Origin of the sequence: Pseudalkalibacillus hwajinpoensis, from assembly GCF_015234585.1 — a bacterium.
In the GTDB taxonomy this organism is placed as follows: domain Bacteria; phylum Bacillota; class Bacilli; order Bacillales; family Guptibacillaceae; genus Guptibacillus; species Guptibacillus hwajinpoensis_B.
In genome coordinates this window covers 24,903-41,904 of sequence record NZ_JADFCM010000010.1, presented here as the reverse complement: position 1 = coordinate 41,904, position 17,002 = coordinate 24,903, and the positions used below count along the sequence as shown (strand labels likewise).

The following is a 17,002-nucleotide window of genomic DNA, read 5'->3' as shown; positions in this document are numbered from 1 at the left end:
AGCTTAGGCGGATTCAAGTAGTAGCCTTGTTCCTTGAAAACTAGATAGCACAAACAACGACATCCAATAATTATTTTTATGCAATAACTTAGTAATAACTGATGCGTGATGGCTTACGCCACACAAATCGAAGGTTAAGCTACTAAGGGCGCACGGTGGATGCCTTGGCACTAGAAGCCTAAGAAGGACGGGACGAACACCGATATGCTTCGGGGAGCTGTAAGTACGCTTTGATCCGGAGATTTCCGAATGGGGGAACCCACCATCTTTAATAGGATGGTATCCATTTCTGAATACATAGGGAATGGAAGGCAGACCCGGGGAACTGAAACATCTCATTACCCGGAGGAAGAGAAAGCAAACGCGATTTCCTGAGTAGCGGCGAGCGAAACGGAATCAGCCCAAACCAGAGGGCTTGCCCTCTGGGGTTGTAGGACGTCTCTTTGGAGTTACAAAGGCACGGATAGACGAAGCGACCTGGAAAGGTCCATCAGAGAAGGTAACAATCCTGTAGTCAAAATCCGATGCCCTCCGAGACGGATCCTGAGTACGGCGGGACACGTGAAACCCCGTCGGAATCCGGGAGGACCATCTCCCAAGGCTAAATACTCTCTAGTGACCGATAGTGAACCAGTACCGTGAGGGAAAGGTGAAAAGCACCCCGGAAGGGGAGTGAAAAAGAACCTGAAACCGTGTGCCTACAACTAGTTGGAGCCCGTTAATGGGTGACAGCGTGCCTTTTGTAGAATGAACCGGCGAGTTACGATCCCGTGCAAGGTTAAGCTGAGAAGGCGGAGCCGCAGCGAAAGCGAGTCTGAATAGGGCGAAATAGTACGTGGTCGTAGACCCGAAACCAGGTGATCTACCCATGTCCAGGGTGAAGTTCAGGTAACACTGAATGGAGGCCCGAACCCACGCATGTTGAAAAATGCGGGGATGAGGTGTGGGTAGCGGTGAAATGCCAATCGAACCTGGAGATAGCTGGTTCTCTCCGAAATAGCTTTAGGGCTAGCCTCGCGGCAAGAATCTTGGAGGTAGAGCACTGATTGGACTAGGGGTCCTTACCGGATTACCGAATCCAGTCAAACTCCGAATGCCAACGATTTATCCGCGGGAGTCAGACTGCGAGTGATAAGATCCGTAGTCGAGAGGGAAACAGCCCAGACCACCAGCTAAGGTCCCAAAGTATACGTTAAGTGGAAAAGGATGTGGCGTTGCTTAGACAACCAGGATGTTGGCTTAGAAGCAGCCATCATTTAAAGAGTGCGTAATAGCTCACTGGTCGAGTGACGCTGCGCCGAAAATGTACCGGGGCTAAACGTATCACCGAAGCTGTGGATTGTCTTACGACAATGGTAGGAGAGCGTTCTAAGGGCTGTGAAGTCAGACCGAAAGGACTGGTGGAGCGCTTAGAAGTGAGAATGCCGGTATGAGTAGCGAAAGACAAGTGAGAATCTTGTCCGTCGAAAGCCCAAGGTTTCCTGAGGAAGGCTCGTCCGCTCAGGGTTAGTCGGGACCTAAGCCGAGGCCGAAAGGCGTAGGCGATGGATAACAGGTTGATATTCCTGTACCACCTCCTTTCCGTTTGAACGACGGGGGGACGCAGAAAGATAGGGAGAGCGCGCTGCTGGAAATGCGCGTCCAAGCGATTAGGCTGGTGAATAGGCAAATCCGTTCACCGCGCGAGCTGAGTCGTGATGGCGAGGGAAATTTAGTACCGAAGTCCTTGATTCTACGCTGCCAAGAAAAGCCTCTAGTGAGGAAAAAGGTGCCCGTACCGCAAACCGACACAGGTAGGCGAGGAGAGAATCCTAAGACGATCGGGAGAACTCTCGTTAAGGAACTCGGCAAAATGACCCCGTAACTTCGGGAGAAGGGGTGCTTCCTCGGGTTTATAGCCCAGGGGAGCCGCAGTGAAAAGATCCAAGCGACTGTTTAGCAAAAACACAGGTCTCTGCAAAGCCGTAAGGCGAAGTATAGGGGCTGACACCTGCCCGGTGCTGGAAGGTTAAGAGGAGGGGTTATCCCTTACGGGAGAAGCTCTGAATCGAAGCCCCAGTAAACGGCGGCCGTAACTATAACGGTCCTAAGGTAGCGAAATTCCTTGTCGGGTAAGTTCCGACCCGCACGAAAGGTGCAACGACTTGGATACTGTCTCAACGAGAGACCCGGTGAAATTATAGTACCTGTGAAGATGCAGGTTACCCGCGACAGGACGGAAAGACCCCATGGAGCTTTACTGTAGCCTGATATTGGATTTTGGTACAGCTTGTACAGGATAGGTAGGAGCCATAGAAGTCGGACCGCCAGGTTCGATGGAGGCGTCGGTGGGATACTACCCTGGCTGTACTGACATTCTAACCCAGCACCGTGATCCGGTGCGGAGACAGTGTCAGGTGGGCAGTTTGACTGGGGCGGTCGCCTCCTAAAGTGTAACGGAGGCGCCCAAAGGTTCCCTCAGAATGGTTGGAAATCATTCGCAGAGTGTAAAGGCACAAGGGAGCTTGACTGCGAGACCTACAAGTCGAGCAGGGACGAAAGTCGGGCTTAGTGATCCGGTGGTTCCGCATGGAAGGGCCATCGCTCAACGGATAAAAGCTACCCTGGGGATAACAGGCTTATCTCCCCCAAGAGTCCACATCGACGGGGAGGTTTGGCACCTCGATGTCGGCTCATCGCATCCTGGGGCTGAAGTAGGTCCCAAGGGTTGGGCTGTTCGCCCATTAAAGCGGTACGCGAGCTGGGTTCAGAACGTCGTGAGACAGTTCGGTCCCTATCCGTCGCGGGCGCAGGAAATTTGAGAGGAGCTGTCCTTAGTACGAGAGGACCGGGATGGACACACCGCTGGTGTACCAGTTGTTCCGCCAGGAGCATAGCTGGGTAGCTACGTGTGGAAGGGATAAGTGCTGAAAGCATCTAAGCATGAAGCCCCCCTCGAGATGAGATTTCCCACAGCATTAAGCTGGTAAGATCCCTTAGAGATGATGAGGTAGATAGGTTCGGGGTGGAAGCGTGGCAACACGTGAAGCTGACGAATACTAATCGATCGAGGGCTTAACCGATTAAATTGGAAAACGTTGCGAGTGCTATCTAGTTTTCAGGGAACACCTGAAATAAGGAAGTTCGATTAAGTGCCACCACGTCCTGTGGTGAACACCGAACGACTAACATCCTGTTAGTCTAGTGATGATGGCGAAGAGGTCACACCCGTTCCCATGCCGAACACGGAAGTTAAGCTCTTCAGCGCCGATGGTAGTTGGGGGATCTCCCCCTGCAAGAGTAGGACGTCGCTGGGCAACATAAGAGAAGCGAGAGACCTGAGGGTTTTTCGCTTTTTTGTATGGTTTTTTTACGTTCGCGGGAAAAAACCGGATTTCGCGGAATTATATAAAATATCGCGGAATAATCGCATGTGAGTAAGCATTTTAATTCTATCCAGCCAGAACGTGGTGCTTAACAAGAAAAATTAATTGAAAATTTCGAACTGTATTTCTTGAAATTACTCTCTAGAACACGTACAGTTAATGAAAAAGAATTTTATTAAGGGGAAGGGGAAAATAAATGGATTTTCATTTTGATACTAAAGCAGTACGTTTTCCGCGAAAGACGAAAGCAGATACAGTTAGTAAGGTTCAGCCGATTTATCAAACCTCTGCCTTTGTGTTTGAAGATCTCGATGATTTGGAATCTTTTTATGAAGGTAAAAAAGACTATCTGTATACGCGGGTTAGCAATCCGAATACAGATGATCTTGGAATGGGTGTAGCAGACCTTGAGGGGGCTCCTAAAGGCATTGCAACTTCTTCAGGTTTATCTGCTATTCTTGCAGGAGTACTTGCTGTTGTTAAGGCTGGCGACCACATTGTGGCTTGTGAAGATCTATACGGAGGTACATACTCTCTTTTTAATGAAGAACTCCCTGACTTCGGCATAGAAGTTTCTTTTGTTGATTTTACTGACATAGAAAAAATTGAGCATGCCATACGTCCAAACACAAAGTTACTTTATACGGAATCAGTAACAAACCCCCTTTTAAGAGTAGAGGATCTAACCCTTCTTAAAGAACTTGGTGAAAAGCACGAACTAATTACAATGATAGATAATACGTTTGCTACTCCGTATCTTCTTCAACCTTATCAAGTTGGAATTGATCTTGTTGTACATAGCGCAACAAAATACATTGGCGGACATAGTGATGTAACAGCAGGCGTACTAGTAGGCAGAGAAGATCTTATGGCTAAAGCAAAAGCCAAAGTGATTAACCTTGGTGCTAACCTTAGTCCATTCGAAGCGTGGCTAGGGTGCCGTGGGTTAAAAACGATGAGTGTACGAATGGAACGGCATGTTAGGAATGCTGCATTTCTTGCAAGCCAACTGAAAGACGTTAAAGGCATAAAGAATGTATATTATCCAGAATATGTAGCTGAAAGAGGATCTGGGGCAATGGTTTCCATTGAATTAGAGGATGCAACCGATGTGAAAACGTTCTTCAAGTCACTAGGATGGGTGAAGATTATACCGACTCTGGCTGGATTAGATACCACCGTTTCTTATCCTATAGCCACCTCCCATCGAACAGTACCTGAAGATACTAGACAGAAGCTGGGGATCAACAAGCAGCTCGTCCGTATTTCTGTAGGAATTGAAAACGAAAATGATATTGTAGAAGCATTCAAAAATGCTGTGGAAAAATCCCTCTAATAGGGGTTTTTTTCTTTTTCTCCTAAAGGTTGCATTCATTACATTTATCTGGTATAGTAGTACTTGTGTCCGAGAGACATATTAAGTTCTTTCATATCGTCGCGGGGTGGAGCAACGAGCGTTACTTCAATGAGACAACATCGAGTTGTTTCGACGGATACGCATCGTAGCATAATCTTGCAGAGGAAGAAACAGTGCACTGCATAAAGAAGCAGGCGCAAATTATTTTTTATATCGTCGCGGGGTGGAGCAGTTCGGTAGCTCGTTGGGCTCATAACCCAAAGGTCGCAGGTTCAAATCCTGCCCCCGCAACCAAAAATTTACCTACGTCGATTAATCTTCCTTGTTAAATTTTTATTGTAGTCCCTTTAGGGGCAACCTAAACTGATAACTTGGTATTATTTCTCACAATCGTAAGTGTATATTGTTCAAACATTGCATAACTTGGTCTCGTGGTGTAGCGGTTAACATGCCTGCCTGTCACGCAGGAGATCGCGGGTTCGATTCCCGTCGAGACCGCCATTTCTAATAGAGCGATAGAATCGCTTTTTTTTTATACTCTAAAATCGTTTTTTTTCCTATAAACCTTAGGAAAAATAGAAGTTTTTCTAAACAAACATGTGAATTTGTCGTTAAGTAAGATAAACTGATAGAAAAAGCACCTTAGGATGAAATTCCTAAGGTTTTTTTATAAAATAGAAAGAGAGATGAGTTTGGTGAAAGATGAATTTGCATTTATTCAATCCATTAAGCCAGCTTATACATTTCGTGAAGAATTGATTCAAGGGATTGGAGACGATGCTGCTCTTTATCGTATTGGATCAGACTGGGATGAAATCGCCTGTGCGGATACAATGGTGGAAGGAATCCATTTCAAAAAAAGTACGCTCTCCCCTTTTCAAATTGGCAGAAAAGCGCTTGCCGTCAATATAAGTGATATCGCTGCTATGGGCGGAATTCCGATGTTTTACCTTGTATCGATATCAGTACCTCAGACAGGCTGGTCGTCTAAGCAGCTGAAAGAAATTTATAAAGGTATGAAAGAAATTGCTGATGACTATGAAATAGATATGATCGGCGGAGATACAGTCTCGACGCGAAGCGATCTTCACATTGCAATTACTGTGATTGGTAAAATCGAGAAAGGACGCAAACTTCTGAGAAGTAATGCGCGAGCTGGAGATATTGTCTTTCTTACTGGACCTGTCGGTGGGTCTGCAGCAGGACTTTCTTCTTTGCTTAAAGGGGAAGGGAATGAAGCCCCTTATGTAAAATATCATCAAGAACCTAGTCCACGAATAAAGCAAGGACGTATTCTCGCAAAAAGTGGGTACCGGATTTCATTAAATGATGTTAGTGATGGAATTGCAAGTGAGTCCCATGAGTTAGCTGAAGCAAGTGGCGTTTCTATTATACTGAATCAGGATACGATTCCAGCTCCTGAGGGCTTCGATGCTTATTCTTCCTTTCAGCGGTTAGAATGGATGTTAAATGGTGGAGAAGATTATGAACTTATCGGAACGGTTGCTGAGGAGAATTGGGAAAAGGTTGTAGAACTTTTCGAGGCGCACGATGAAAAAATTTTTCGGATTGGTTATGTAGAGGATAAGCGGACAAGTGTATGGATGAATTATAAAGATCAAAAATTCAAACTGGACAAGAAGGGTTACAATCACTTCTCGTCTAAGGAATAGGTGATGACCATGAGTGGATATGCTTTCATCATGAAGTCTCCAGATGAAACGATGGAGTTTGGTAAAAAGCTTGCAGAAAAGCTTAAGCCAGGCAGTGTATTAACACTTGAAGGAGATCTAGGTGCTGGCAAGACAACATTTACAAAAGGAATCGGAAAAGGACTAGGCGTTACGAAAGTGGTAAACAGCCCGACTTTTACGATTATCAAAGAATATGAAGGTACAATACCTCTGTTTCATATGGACGCATATCGTCTAGAAGAGAGTGATGAAGACCTTGGTTTTAGCGAATACTTTGAAGGTGAAGGGGTCACTGTAGTGGAATGGGCAAAATTCATACATGACATGCTTCCAAAAGAACTTCTCAGAGTTGAAATTTATCATCAAAGAGAATCAGAACGTCGACTAATATTGAGACCCTTTGGTCCTTTTTATGAGTCGTTATGTAAGGAGTTGCAACATGAGAGTACTAGCCATTGATTCTTCGAATTATTGTATGGGTGTCTCCGTTATGGTGGAAGGCACAATTGTTGGAGAAATCATAACAAATATAAAGAAAAACCATTCGGTTCGGTTGATGCCTGCTATTGAGCAATTGCTAGAAGAGGTTCAATTAAAGCCTACTGACCTTGATCGTATTGTAGTAGCTGAGGGACCAGGTTCTTATACAGGTCTTCGTATTGGCATTAGTATTGCTAAGACGCTTGCTTGGACATTAAACATTCCACTTGTGGGTGTTTCGAGTTTAGAAGTCCTGGGCCAGAACGGCCGTTATTTTTCTGGAGCCATTATTCCCTTTTTTGATGCTAGACGAGGACAGGTCTATTTGAGCGTATATCGAGCAAATGGAACAGATGTCGAGAGAGAAACCGACGATCATATCGTCCTATTTGAAGACTGGTTGAAAGAGAATAAAGATCGCTATGAGCGCTTCTTATTTATTAGTGGCGATTTAAATCTACACAAGGAACAAATCGAAGCGATTTTAGGAGAGAAAGCAACTTTTGCACCGAGTAGCAGTTTGAATGCTCGTCCTTCTGATCTTGCAAGATTAGGGTCTTGTAAAGAACCGGTAGAAGATGTCCATCAGTTTAAACCAAACTATGTAAGAATGGCTGAAGCTGAAGCGAAATGGCTGGCTTCACAGAAAAAGTAGGGGATTAACGATGAATGAGACGGTATCGTTTCGATCGATGACGATTGAAGATATAGAAGCTGTCATGCGAATTGAGCATGCAACGTTCCCTACGCCTTGGAGCAAATCCGCTTTCTATAATGAAATTGTAATTAACCATTTTGCTACTTATCTATTGCTCGAGGTTGGGGAAGAAATAGCGGGATATTGTGGTGTGTGGGTCATCATCGATGAAGCACATATTACAAACATAGCGCTTCATCCGGACTATAGGGGAATGAAGCTAGGAGAAGCACTACTTAAGAAAGCCATTCATTTTGCGAAATTACGTGGAGCGTTGACCATGACTTTGGAAGTTCGCGTATCTAATAAAGTTGCGCAAAACTTGTATCGGAAATTTGGATTTGAAGAAGGCGGCATCCGCAAAAATTATTACACTGATAATCATGAGGATGCGCTAGTTATGTGGGTGAATTTTAATGGAAAATAAAAATGAATTAATACTAGGTATTGAAACGAGCTGTGATGAAACGGCAGTAGCGATTGTAAGAAATGGGAAAAAAGTTTTGGCCAATGTCGTGGCTTCTCAAATTGAAAGTCATAAACGGTTTGGTGGGGTTGTACCAGAAATTGCTTCAAGACATCATGTGGAGCAGATGACGCTGATTTTAGAAGAAGCATTGGACGAGGCAAACGTTACGATGGACGATATTGATGGGATTGCTGTAACGGAAGGCCCAGGACTAGTGGGGGCACTCTTAATAGGTGTGAATACAGCAAAAGCACTTGCTTTCGCTCATCAAAAACCGCTAATCGGTACTCATCATATTGCTGGGCACATATACGCGAATCAGCTTATAGCAGAGCTAACATATCCATTGCTTGCTCTCGTCGTCTCAGGAGGCCATACAGAGCTTGTTTATATGCCATCTGAGGGTGAGTTTGAGGTAATAGGAGAAACGCGTGATGATGCAGCGGGTGAGGCCTATGATAAAGTAGCAAGAACGCTTCAGCTACCTTATCCAGGCGGACCGCATATTGATCGACTAGCGGCGGAAGGCGAGGAATCCGTCCCCCTTCCTCGTGCCTGGCTTGAAAAAGGTTCTTATGATTTTAGTTTTAGTGGCTTGAAATCCGCGGTTATCAATACTGTTCATAATGCAAAGCAAAGAAACGAAGAGTTAAAGCCTGAGGATCTTGCGGCAAGTTTTCAAGCTTCGGTCGTAGAAGTTCTTGTAACTAAAACTTTACGAGCAGCAAAGGAGTATGGAGTGAAACAGGTTGTACTTGCTGGTGGTGTAGCTGCTAATAAAGGACTTAGAAGTTCTTTAACAGAAGCATTCAACGACAGTGAGACAGAGCTTGTGATTCCGCCACTTTATTATTGTACTGATAACGCAGCTATGATTGCAGCGGCTGGAACGATAGCTTATCGTAAAGGGAAGAGATCTAGCTTACAACTTAATGCAAATCCGGGATTAGAACTGGGAATCTAATCCCGGTTTTTTTATTTGAAGAAAAGCCATCCATTTATCAGAAAGCTAAACAGACGTTTTTTCATGTTTAAGGTGAGGTATTTTAATAAGAACAGTTATCCACACGATAGTGGATAATGTGGATATAGGGAGAGGAAAGGGATTCCCTCGCCGTTTTTTTGAAAGTGGTCATTTTGTGGATAATTGGTTATCGACCTGTGGGTAATGTTGATAGTTTTTAAGAAATTAGTCATAACAGGTGATTAATTGTGTATAAGTATGTGGATAGTGTGAATATGTCGGAAAATTCTTACCTAATAAAAAAACAGTCCACAGTGGACTGTTTTTTCTTATGCTTCTTGTAATTGCTCCCATTCTTCCATGAGAGTTTCCGTTTGATGACGAAGATGATCCATTTCTTCATTTAATTTCATTACTTTTTCATGATCTTCAAAAACTTCTGGAATGCAAAGCTCTTCTTCTATTTCTGCGATGCGAACTTCAGCATTGTCGACCTCTTTTTCAATTTCTTCAATTCGTCTTTGCATTTGTCGTTCCTGGCGCTTCGTTTCCTTATCCTGTTGAAAGGTTGATTTAGCAGATGGAGCATCTTGTGTGACATTGTTCTTTTGTTGCTCAAGCGCTGCTAATTCAGCAAGCTCTTGCTTTTTCTCAACATAGTAATCGTAATCACCTAGATAAGGTGTTACGCCATCAGTTGAAAGTTCAATGACGCGCGTCGCGATTCTGTTAATAAAATATCTATCGTGCGAGACAAATAGAATTGTACCAGGAAATTGAATAAGTGCTTCTTCAAGAATTTCCTTACTATCTAGATCAAGATGGTTTGTTGGCTCATCCAGTATTAGTAGATTTGATTTTTGCATCATCAACTTGGAAAGCGCTAGACGCCCTTTTTCGCCCCCACTTAAATCAGAGACATTCTTCAAAACGTCGTCACCAGTGAAAAGAAAGCGTCCTAAAACTGCTCTAATATCTTTCTCGTCTGTTAGTGGGAAGTCATCCCATAGTTCTTTTAAGACGGTTTTGTTCGAGTGAAGATTGGTTTGTTCCTGGTCATAGAAGCCAATTTGAACATTGCTGCCATAGTGAATATCACCATTGAGGAGAGTTTCACCTGATACGATCGCTTTAAGTAGAGTTGATTTCCCAATTCCGTTTGGCCCTACAAGCGCAACGCTCTCTTGGCGCTTCAAATCAAATGTTAGGTTGTCATTTATGGTGTTATTTGGATAGCCAATCGCTAGTTCTCTCAGCGTTAAGACGTCGTTACCAGTTTGCTTATCAATCCCGAACGTAATATTAGCAGATTTCTCGTCGCCTTTAGGTTTATCTAGTCGCTCCATTCGATCAAGTTGCTTGCGACGACTTTGTGCTCGTTTCGTAGTTGAGGCGCGAACGATATTCTTCTGAACAAACTCCTCAAGCTTGGCAATTTCTTTTTGTTGCTTCTCAAACTCTTTTAATTGCTGTTCATACCGTTGTTCTTTTTCATCAAGGTAGTAACTGTAATTACCTTCAAATCTCTCCGCACGATGACGTGATACTTCATAAACTTTATTTACAATTTTATCGAGAAAATAACGGTCGTGAGAGACGATTAATAAGGCACCAGAATAGTTTTGAAGATAGCCTTCAAGCCAAGTAAGTGTTTCGATGTCCAGGTGGTTAGTGGGCTCATCTAGAATAAGTAATTCTGGTTTTGTTAGTAAAAGCTTACCAAGCGCAAGGCGTGTTTTCTGACCGCCACTTAACGTTGAGATTTTTGTGCTGTAATCAAAGTCTTTAAAGTTGAGTCCGTGTAAAACCGTACGAATGTCTGCTTCGTATTTGTAACCGCCCTGATCTTTAAAGGCCACTTGAAGTTCATCGTATTCTTTTAAAATTCGTTCGTATTCAGTTTCATTCTCGTAAACATCAGGATTGCCCATCTTCTGCTCGTAACTCCTGAGTTCAAATTCCATTTTCCGCAAACGATTGAAGACGCCAAGCATTTCTTCCCAGATTGATAAATTTGATTCTAGACCTGTATCCTGCGCCATATAGCCGATGGAGACATCTTTCGGCTTAATAATGTCTCCTGAATCATAGGAAAGCTGACCTGTTATCATTTTGAGAAGGGTGGACTTGCCTGCGCCATTACGTCCGACAAGTGCTACACGGTCTCGTGATTGTACTTCTAATTTAATATTCGATAAAATGGTATCAGCACCAAATGATTTGGTGAGTCCATTAACTTGCAATACGATCATGTTCTTTCACCTCTATTTCCTTCCTTAAATCCGTGAAAAGCGGTTAGTAAGGAAAGGTTATTTCCTGGTGTATCACCGATAGTTCGGCATTATCCGAGTTTCCTTTAAGTTTACCGTAGAGAGGACGAGCTGAGCAACTAAAGGAATGTGCATGAGTTAACAAAAAAAGTCATCAAAAAAACAGCAAAATCGAAAGAAATGGTGTATAGTCACAAGTAGCAGCATTATCCTTCTATCATCTTCGGATGAGGAAAGGGGCAAATATGAGTTCATTTACTCACTTTAATGAAGAAGGCCGAGCAAGAATGGTCGATATTTCTGATAAAACTCCCTCCGTTCGGACTGCAACAGCACGAACGAGCGTAAAGGTGAGTGAAGATATCTATTCTGGTATTCAATCAGGAACGATGAAGAAAGGCGATGTGCTTCAAGTCGCTCAAATTGCCGGAATTATGGCAGCTAAAAAAACATCTGATCTCATCCCCATGTGTCATCCGATAGCGCTTTCTGGCGTTAACCTTCATTTTGACTGGCAGGAGAAGTCGCAAGCCTATGAGCTAATTATTGAGGCTCATGTGAAGACGAGCGGAAGTACTGGCGTTGAAATGGAAGCGCTGACGGCAGCCTCGGCAGCAGCATTGACGGTATATGATATGTGTAAAGCGGTGGATAAAGGCATCGTTATCGGGGAAACCTATCTTGTTACTAAAACAGGAGGTAAAAGCGGGGATTATGCGCGCGAATAACGTGACGATGGAGCGCGGAGATCAATACGGAGGTAGTGTATGGATATTGATCAGACAAAAATTCCGCAGGCGACAGCAAAAAGACTGCCGCTCTATTATCGATATTTAAAAAATTTAAGTGCATCAGGTAAACAGCGCGTTTCGTCAGCAGAGCTTAGCGATGCCATCAAGGTCGATTCTGCTACAATTCGAAGAGATTTCAGTTATTTTGGTGCTCTTGGTAAAAAAGGCTATGGGTACAATGTTCATTATTTGTTATCCTTTTTTAGTAAGACTCTTGATCAGGATGAAACGACAAAAGTCGCGCTTATTGGCGTGGGTAATCTTGGAACGGCTTTCCTGCACTACAATTTCATTAAAAATAATAATACAAAGATCGAACTTGCTTTTGACGCAGACTCTGAAAAAGTAGGACAGGAGATTGGTGGCGTTCCAGTCTATCATATCGACGAGTTTCAAAAGCGGCTGAGAGAAAATGACGTTTCCGTCGTTATCTTAACCGTACCAGTTCATGTTGCTCAATCGATTGCCGATCAGATGGATCAAACAGGAATAAAAGGAATATTAAACTTTACGCCGGCGCGATTAACGGTGCCGGATCACATTCGAGTGCATCATATTGATCTTGCAGTTGAGTTACAAGCACTTGTTTATTTCATGAAACATTATCCAGTATAACGACATGATAAGGAGGTGACACGCATGGGAATGGGTGGCGCAAGTATCGCTTTAGTTGCTGTGGTTGCTTTGATTATTTTTGGACCTAAGAAATTACCTGAGCTTGGTAAAGCGGCAGGAAATACGCTTCGTGAATTTAAAAATGCAACAAAAGGTTTAGCGGATGATGATGATGAACCAAACGAAAAGAAAAATAACGACAAGTAATCGGTTAGGACGGATAGTGAATGGAGGATCAGAAGCAATCCATCTATGATCATTTAGAAGAATTAAGAAAACGGATTATTATTACAGTCGTTTTCTTAATTCTTTCCTTTATTGCGGGGCTGTTTCTGGCTAAGCCAGTCATTGTGTTCTTGCAACATGCTCCTGAAGCGCAGGGTATACCGATGAACGCGTTTCATCTGACTGACCCATTGAAAGTGTATTTCAGCTTCGCTTTTTTAATTGCTTTTATTATGACATCTCCACTGGCGCTTTATCAGCTGTGGGCATTTATTTCACCAGGATTATTTGAACATGAACGGAAAGTGACGCTATCCTATATTCCCGCAGTGTTTATTTTATTTCTTGGTGGTGTATCCTTTTCCTACTTCGTTTTATTTCCGTTTGTCATCGATTTTGTAGGGAATCTTGCTCAAAGTCTTAACATTCAAGAAATGTACGGAGCGAATCAATATTTCAGTTTTTTGTTTCAATTAACGTTGCCATTTGGGTTTGTTTTTCAGTTGCCAGTCATCGTTCTTTTCTTTACAAGGCTTGGTATGTTAAATCCAGCTATGCTTGTACAGATTCGAAAGTATGCCTATTTTGTCCTTCTTGTTATAGCGGGGATGATTACACCACCTGAAATCATTTCACATCTTATGGTTACAGTACCACTGTTACTTCTGTATGAATTTAGTATCATTGTGTCACGATATGGCTATCGTAAAAGATTGCAGGCTGAAGCAAAACGGATTCTTGAGGAAGCTCAGGAAGAGAGCAATAATTAAATGCAAATAAAAAGCGATAGGGGGAGCCCCTATCGCTTTTTGTTATCATCTTTTTTCTTTAGTTCCGTTATCCTTCTTTTCAAGACGAAGAAACGAATAGCATAAACAAAATCTATTGTAGCGAGAACCATAAGCACAATGGTATAAACACTCCATATTTCCCCGTTACTACTAGCGCTTTGAATCGCCAGGTAGGTGAAGAGGGATCCAAGTCCCAAGTAGAAAAAACCCATTACAGTTGGTGAAAGTTTCATGAAAAGAGTCCTCCAATAAACGATTGCATCTCGTTCAGCTGCTTTTCCATCTCCATAATATCATCAGCAAAATAGACGTTAATTAATACAACAAATGTATTCATCGTCATATGAGCAATGATTGGTACAATCAGACGCTTCGTTTTTACATAAAGAAAGGCGAAGGTGAGTCCCATTGCTGTATAAATAAGAATATGAGAAAAGTCAAAATGAATCGCTGCAAAAATAACAGAGCTGAGTATGCCGGCAATCCAAAAATTAAATCGTTTGTATAACGAACCGAAAATAACTTTTCGGAAAACAATTTCCTCAAGAATTGGTCCGATAATTGATGTCACAATAATAAAAACAGGTGCCGCTTTTGCGACTTCTATCAGCATTTCTGTGTTTTCAGAACCAGGATCAATCCCAAATACGTTCATTTCGATCATCGCAGCAATAATCTGGGAAGCATAAGCCATGAATACGCCTAGAATGCTCCATCCAACCGCCTGACCAGGAGAGACGCGCTTTGAGCGTTCAAAAGGGACGTCCGGAGTGGAACGGAGAAGAAATAGCATGATAATCAGTGCTGTCAGAAAACTAAAGACTGACCAAGTGACGACCGGATCAGGGATGTTTAATTCCTGAAGTAGGGGAACGCCTACTAATCCTGAGAGCTGCATTACAATATAAGTAATCAATATAGTCCAATAATGTTTGGCCAAGAAGCATAACTCCTTTTAATGGTTTGCATGCCGTAAATGGCATTTTGCATACTCGTATTAGTTTAACACACTTTCTTAAGGGAATGCCGTTCATAAGACTTCGTATAACTGGTTTATATAGCCATATCGAATATAATCGAAAAACAGGCCATAAGTCTTATCAGTTTATGTCACATAGTGACGAGTAACGGAGAAAATAAAAAACTGAAAAAAAATCAACTTTAGTACTTGCAAAAGAATAGTGAATTATTTATTATATACATGTGTTAGCACTCGACGATGGTGAGTGCTAAAAAACGAATCAAACCATAATTTCCATCTGAGGAGGGTGTTTGAGTTGTTAAAGCCTTTAGGTGATCGAGTAGTCATCGAACCAATTCAATTAGAAGAAAAAACGTCTAGTGGGATCGTACTTCCAGATTCTGCGAAAGAAAAGCCACAGGAAGGTCGCGTCGTGTCTGTAGGTAGCGGTGCACTAACTGATGGTGGAGAGCGTGTAGCTCTTGAAGTATCAGAAGGCGACGCTGTTATTTACAGTAAGTATGCTGGTACTGAAGTGAAGTATGACGGTAAAGAGTATTTGATTCTTCGTGAAAACGATATTCTTGCAGTCGTAGGTAAGTAAAAACAAAAATAAAAAGCACTACATACATTTAGGAGGGTAACAAATGGCAAAAGATATTAAGTTCAGTGAAGAAGCCCGTCGCGCAATGCTTCGCGGTGTTGATTCTCTTGCGAACGCAGTTAAAGTTACACTCGGACCAAAAGGACGTAACGTTGTCCTCGAGAAGAAATTCGGATCTCCACTTATCACGAATGATGGTGTAACGATCGCGAAAGAAATCGAGCTTGAAGATGCATTCGAAAACATGGGTGCAAAGCTTGTCGCTGAAGTAGCTAGCAAAACGAATGACGTTGCCGGTGACGGTACAACAACTGCAACCGTTCTTGCGCAAGCTATGGTACGTGAAGGTCTTAAAAACGTAGCATCTGGTGCGAACCCAATGGTTATCCGTAAAGGAATTGAGAAAGCAACTAGAGCTGCTGTTGAAGAGCTTAAAAACATTTCTAAGCCAATCGAAGGCAAAGAGTCAATCGCACAAGTTGCGTCAATCTCTGCTGCTGACGAAGAAGTAGGTCAATTGATCGCTGAAGCAATGGAGCGCGTTGGTAACGACGGCGTTATCACTGTTGAAGAATCAAAAGGATTTGCTACTGAGCTAGAAGTAGTAGAAGGTATGCAGTTCGATCGTGGATATGCATCTCCTTACATGGTTACAGACTCCGACAAAATGGAAGCTGTCCTAGAAGATCCTTATATCCTTATCACTGATAAGAAAATTGCAAGCATCCAAGATGTTCTTCCAGTACTTGAGCAAGTGGTTCAACAAGGTAAACCACTTCTTATGATTGCTGAAGACGTTGAAGGTGAAGCACTTGCAACACTAGTTGTGAACAAGCTTCGCGGAACGTTTAACGCAGTAGCTGTTAAAGCTCCTGGCTTCGGTGACCGTCGTAAAGCAATGCTTGAAGACATCGGTACACTTACTGGCGCTGAAGTGATCACAGAAGATCTTGGTCTTGACCTTAAGCAAGCGAACATGACTCAGCTTGGTCGCGCTTCTAAAGTTGTTGTAACGAAAGAAAACACAACAATCGTTGAAGGCTCTGGCGAAACTGATAAAATTGCTGGTCGCGTAAACCAAATCAAAGCTCAGCTAGAAGAAACAACTTCTGAGTTCGATAAAGAAAAGCTTCAGGAACGTCTTGCTAAGCTTGCTGGCGGCGTAGCTGTCATCAAAGTTGGTGCGGCAACTGAAACTGAATTGAAAGAGCGTAAACTTCGCATTGAAGATGCTCTTAACTCAACTCGCGCAGCGGTTGAAGAAGGAATCGTATCCGGTGGTGGTACAGCGCTAGTGAACGTCGTTAAGGCTGTTCAAGCTGTAGAAGCTTCTGGAGACGAAGCAACTGGCGTTAAGATTGTTCTTCGTGCCCTAGAAGAACCAATCCGTCAGATCTCTCACAACGCTGGTCTTGAAGGATCTGTTGTGGTTGAGCGCCTTAAAGGCGAGAAAATCGGTATTGGCTTTAACGCCCTTACTGGTGAGTGGGTAAACATGGTTGACGCTGGTATCGTTGACCCTACAAAAGTAACTCGTTCTGCTCTACAAAATGCAGCATCCGTATCTGCTATGATTCTTACTACGGAAGCAGTAATCGCTGATAAGCCTGAAGAAAATGCAGGCGGCGGTGGCATGCCTGATATGGGCGGCATGGGTGGAATGGGCGGTATGGGCGGCATGATGTAATTCATGCTCCCATCTGCTCAGAATACCTGAGT

Annotated in this window: 15 protein-coding genes, 2 tRNA genes and 2 rRNA genes; 16 read left to right on the top strand and 3 right to left on the bottom strand. The window is 43.1% G+C overall.

Annotated features, from left to right (window positions below; genetic code table 11):
* Positions 1 to 132 precede the first annotated feature (132 nt).
* The 10 genes from IQ283_RS23005 to tsaD all read left to right on the top strand — a co-directional run bounded on the left by IQ283_RS23005 (position 133) and on the right by tsaD (position 9,026).
* Positions 133 to 3,062 (top strand): 23S ribosomal RNA (locus IQ283_RS23005).
* Positions 3,063 to 3,179: 117 nt separating this feature from the next.
* Positions 3,180 to 3,296: ribosomal RNA gene (rrf, locus tag IQ283_RS23000) — 5S ribosomal RNA — on the top strand.
* A 265-nt stretch (positions 3,297 to 3,561) separates the two neighbouring features.
* A complete protein-coding gene (locus IQ283_RS22995) occupies positions 3,562 to 4,701 on the top strand; it encodes a trans-sulfuration enzyme family protein (protein ID WP_194222489.1) in 1,140 nt (379 codons plus the stop codon).
* 238 nt (positions 4,702 to 4,939) lie between these two features.
* Positions 4,940 to 5,016, top strand: a tRNA-Met gene (locus IQ283_RS22990).
* Between the two features lie 131 nt (positions 5,017 to 5,147).
* A tRNA-Asp gene (locus IQ283_RS22985) sits at positions 5,148 to 5,223 on the top strand.
* A 185-nt stretch (positions 5,224 to 5,408) separates the two neighbouring features.
* The gene (gene thiL / locus IQ283_RS22980) at positions 5,409 to 6,395 is read left to right on the top strand and encodes a thiamine-phosphate kinase (RefSeq protein ID WP_242057452.1); all 987 of its coding nucleotides are present in this window, start codon (positions 5,409 to 5,411) and stop codon (positions 6,393 to 6,395) included.
* A 9-nt stretch (positions 6,396 to 6,404) separates the two neighbouring features.
* Positions 6,405 to 6,875 (top strand): tRNA (adenosine(37)-N6)-threonylcarbamoyltransferase complex ATPase subunit type 1 TsaE, encoded by a 471-nt coding sequence (gene tsaE, locus IQ283_RS22975; RefSeq protein ID WP_194222488.1) that lies wholly within the window; start codon positions 6,405 to 6,407, stop codon positions 6,873 to 6,875.
* The gene (gene tsaB, locus IQ283_RS22970) at positions 6,856 to 7,551 is read left to right on the top strand and encodes a tRNA (adenosine(37)-N6)-threonylcarbamoyltransferase complex dimerization subunit type 1 TsaB (RefSeq protein ID WP_194222487.1); all 696 of its coding nucleotides are present in this window, start codon (positions 6,856 to 6,858) and stop codon (positions 7,549 to 7,551) included. Before tsaE ends, tsaB begins: the two co-directional genes overlap by 20 nt.
* Before the next feature lie 10 nt (positions 7,552 to 7,561).
* Positions 7,562 to 8,020, top strand: coding sequence for a ribosomal protein S18-alanine N-acetyltransferase (gene rimI / locus IQ283_RS22965; protein WP_194222486.1), 459 nt, complete (start codon positions 7,562 to 7,564; stop codon positions 8,018 to 8,020).
* On the top strand, positions 8,010 to 9,026 hold the full coding sequence (gene tsaD / locus IQ283_RS22960) for a tRNA (adenosine(37)-N6)-threonylcarbamoyltransferase complex transferase subunit TsaD (protein WP_194222485.1): 1,017 nt from the start codon (positions 8,010 to 8,012) through the stop codon (positions 9,024 to 9,026). Before rimI ends, tsaD begins: the two co-directional genes overlap by 11 nt.
* A 329-nt stretch (positions 9,027 to 9,355) precedes the next feature.
* On the opposite strand, the gene IQ283_RS22955 is transcribed toward tsaD, so the two are convergent.
* On the bottom strand, positions 9,356 to 11,278 hold the full coding sequence (locus IQ283_RS22955; protein ID WP_194222484.1) for an ABC-F family ATP-binding cassette domain-containing protein: 1,923 nt from the start codon (positions 11,276 to 11,278) through the stop codon (positions 9,356 to 9,358).
* A 263-nt stretch (positions 11,279 to 11,541) separates the two neighbouring features.
* Between IQ283_RS22955 and moaC the strand changes: the two genes are divergently transcribed.
* From moaC to tatC, 4 genes are read left to right on the top strand one after another with little or no spacing between them, the layout of a single operon-like run.
* Positions 11,542 to 12,024 carry a cyclic pyranopterin monophosphate synthase MoaC gene (gene moaC, locus IQ283_RS22950; protein ID WP_194222483.1) on the top strand — a complete coding sequence of 161 codons (483 nt, stop codon included), beginning with the start codon at positions 11,542 to 11,544 and terminating at the stop codon, positions 12,022 to 12,024.
* A 45-nt stretch (positions 12,025 to 12,069) separates the two neighbouring features.
* Entirely contained in the window at positions 12,070 to 12,702 is a 633-nt protein-coding gene (locus IQ283_RS22945) for a redox-sensing transcriptional repressor Rex (protein WP_194222549.1), read from the top strand.
* Positions 12,703 to 12,726: 24 nt separating this feature from the next.
* A complete protein-coding gene (locus IQ283_RS22940) occupies positions 12,727 to 12,909 on the top strand; it encodes a twin-arginine translocase TatA/TatE family subunit (RefSeq protein ID WP_194222482.1) in 183 nt (60 codons plus the stop codon).
* A 20-nt stretch (positions 12,910 to 12,929) separates the two neighbouring features.
* Positions 12,930 to 13,697 carry a twin-arginine translocase subunit TatC gene (tatC, locus tag IQ283_RS22935; RefSeq protein ID WP_194222481.1) on the top strand — a complete coding sequence of 256 codons (768 nt, stop codon included), beginning with the start codon at positions 12,930 to 12,932 and terminating at the stop codon, positions 13,695 to 13,697.
* A gap of 29 nt (positions 13,698 to 13,726) precedes the next feature.
* Here the strand turns inward: tatC and IQ283_RS22930 are convergent, their stop codons facing one another.
* Both IQ283_RS22930 and IQ283_RS22925 read right to left on the bottom strand, forming a co-directional pair.
* Positions 13,727 to 13,951 (bottom strand): YdiK family protein, encoded by a 225-nt coding sequence (locus tag IQ283_RS22930; RefSeq protein WP_194222480.1) that lies wholly within the window; start codon positions 13,949 to 13,951, stop codon positions 13,727 to 13,729.
* Entirely contained in the window at positions 13,948 to 14,658 is a 711-nt protein-coding gene (locus tag IQ283_RS22925; protein ID WP_194222479.1) for a CPBP family intramembrane glutamic endopeptidase, read from the bottom strand. The genes IQ283_RS22930 and IQ283_RS22925 overlap by 4 nt, the downstream gene beginning before the upstream one ends.
* A 337-nt stretch (positions 14,659 to 14,995) precedes the next feature.
* On the opposite strand from IQ283_RS22925, the gene groES reads away from it, so the two are divergent.
* Positions 14,996 to 15,283 carry a co-chaperone GroES gene (gene groES, locus IQ283_RS22920; protein ID WP_048313430.1) on the top strand — a complete coding sequence of 96 codons (288 nt, stop codon included), beginning with the start codon at positions 14,996 to 14,998 and terminating at the stop codon, positions 15,281 to 15,283.
* 43 nt (positions 15,284 to 15,326) lie between these two features.
* The gene (gene groL, locus IQ283_RS22915) at positions 15,327 to 16,970 is read left to right on the top strand and encodes a chaperonin GroEL (protein WP_194222478.1); all 1,644 of its coding nucleotides are present in this window, start codon (positions 15,327 to 15,329) and stop codon (positions 16,968 to 16,970) included.
* The last annotated feature ends 32 nt before the right edge of the window (positions 16,971 to 17,002 follow it).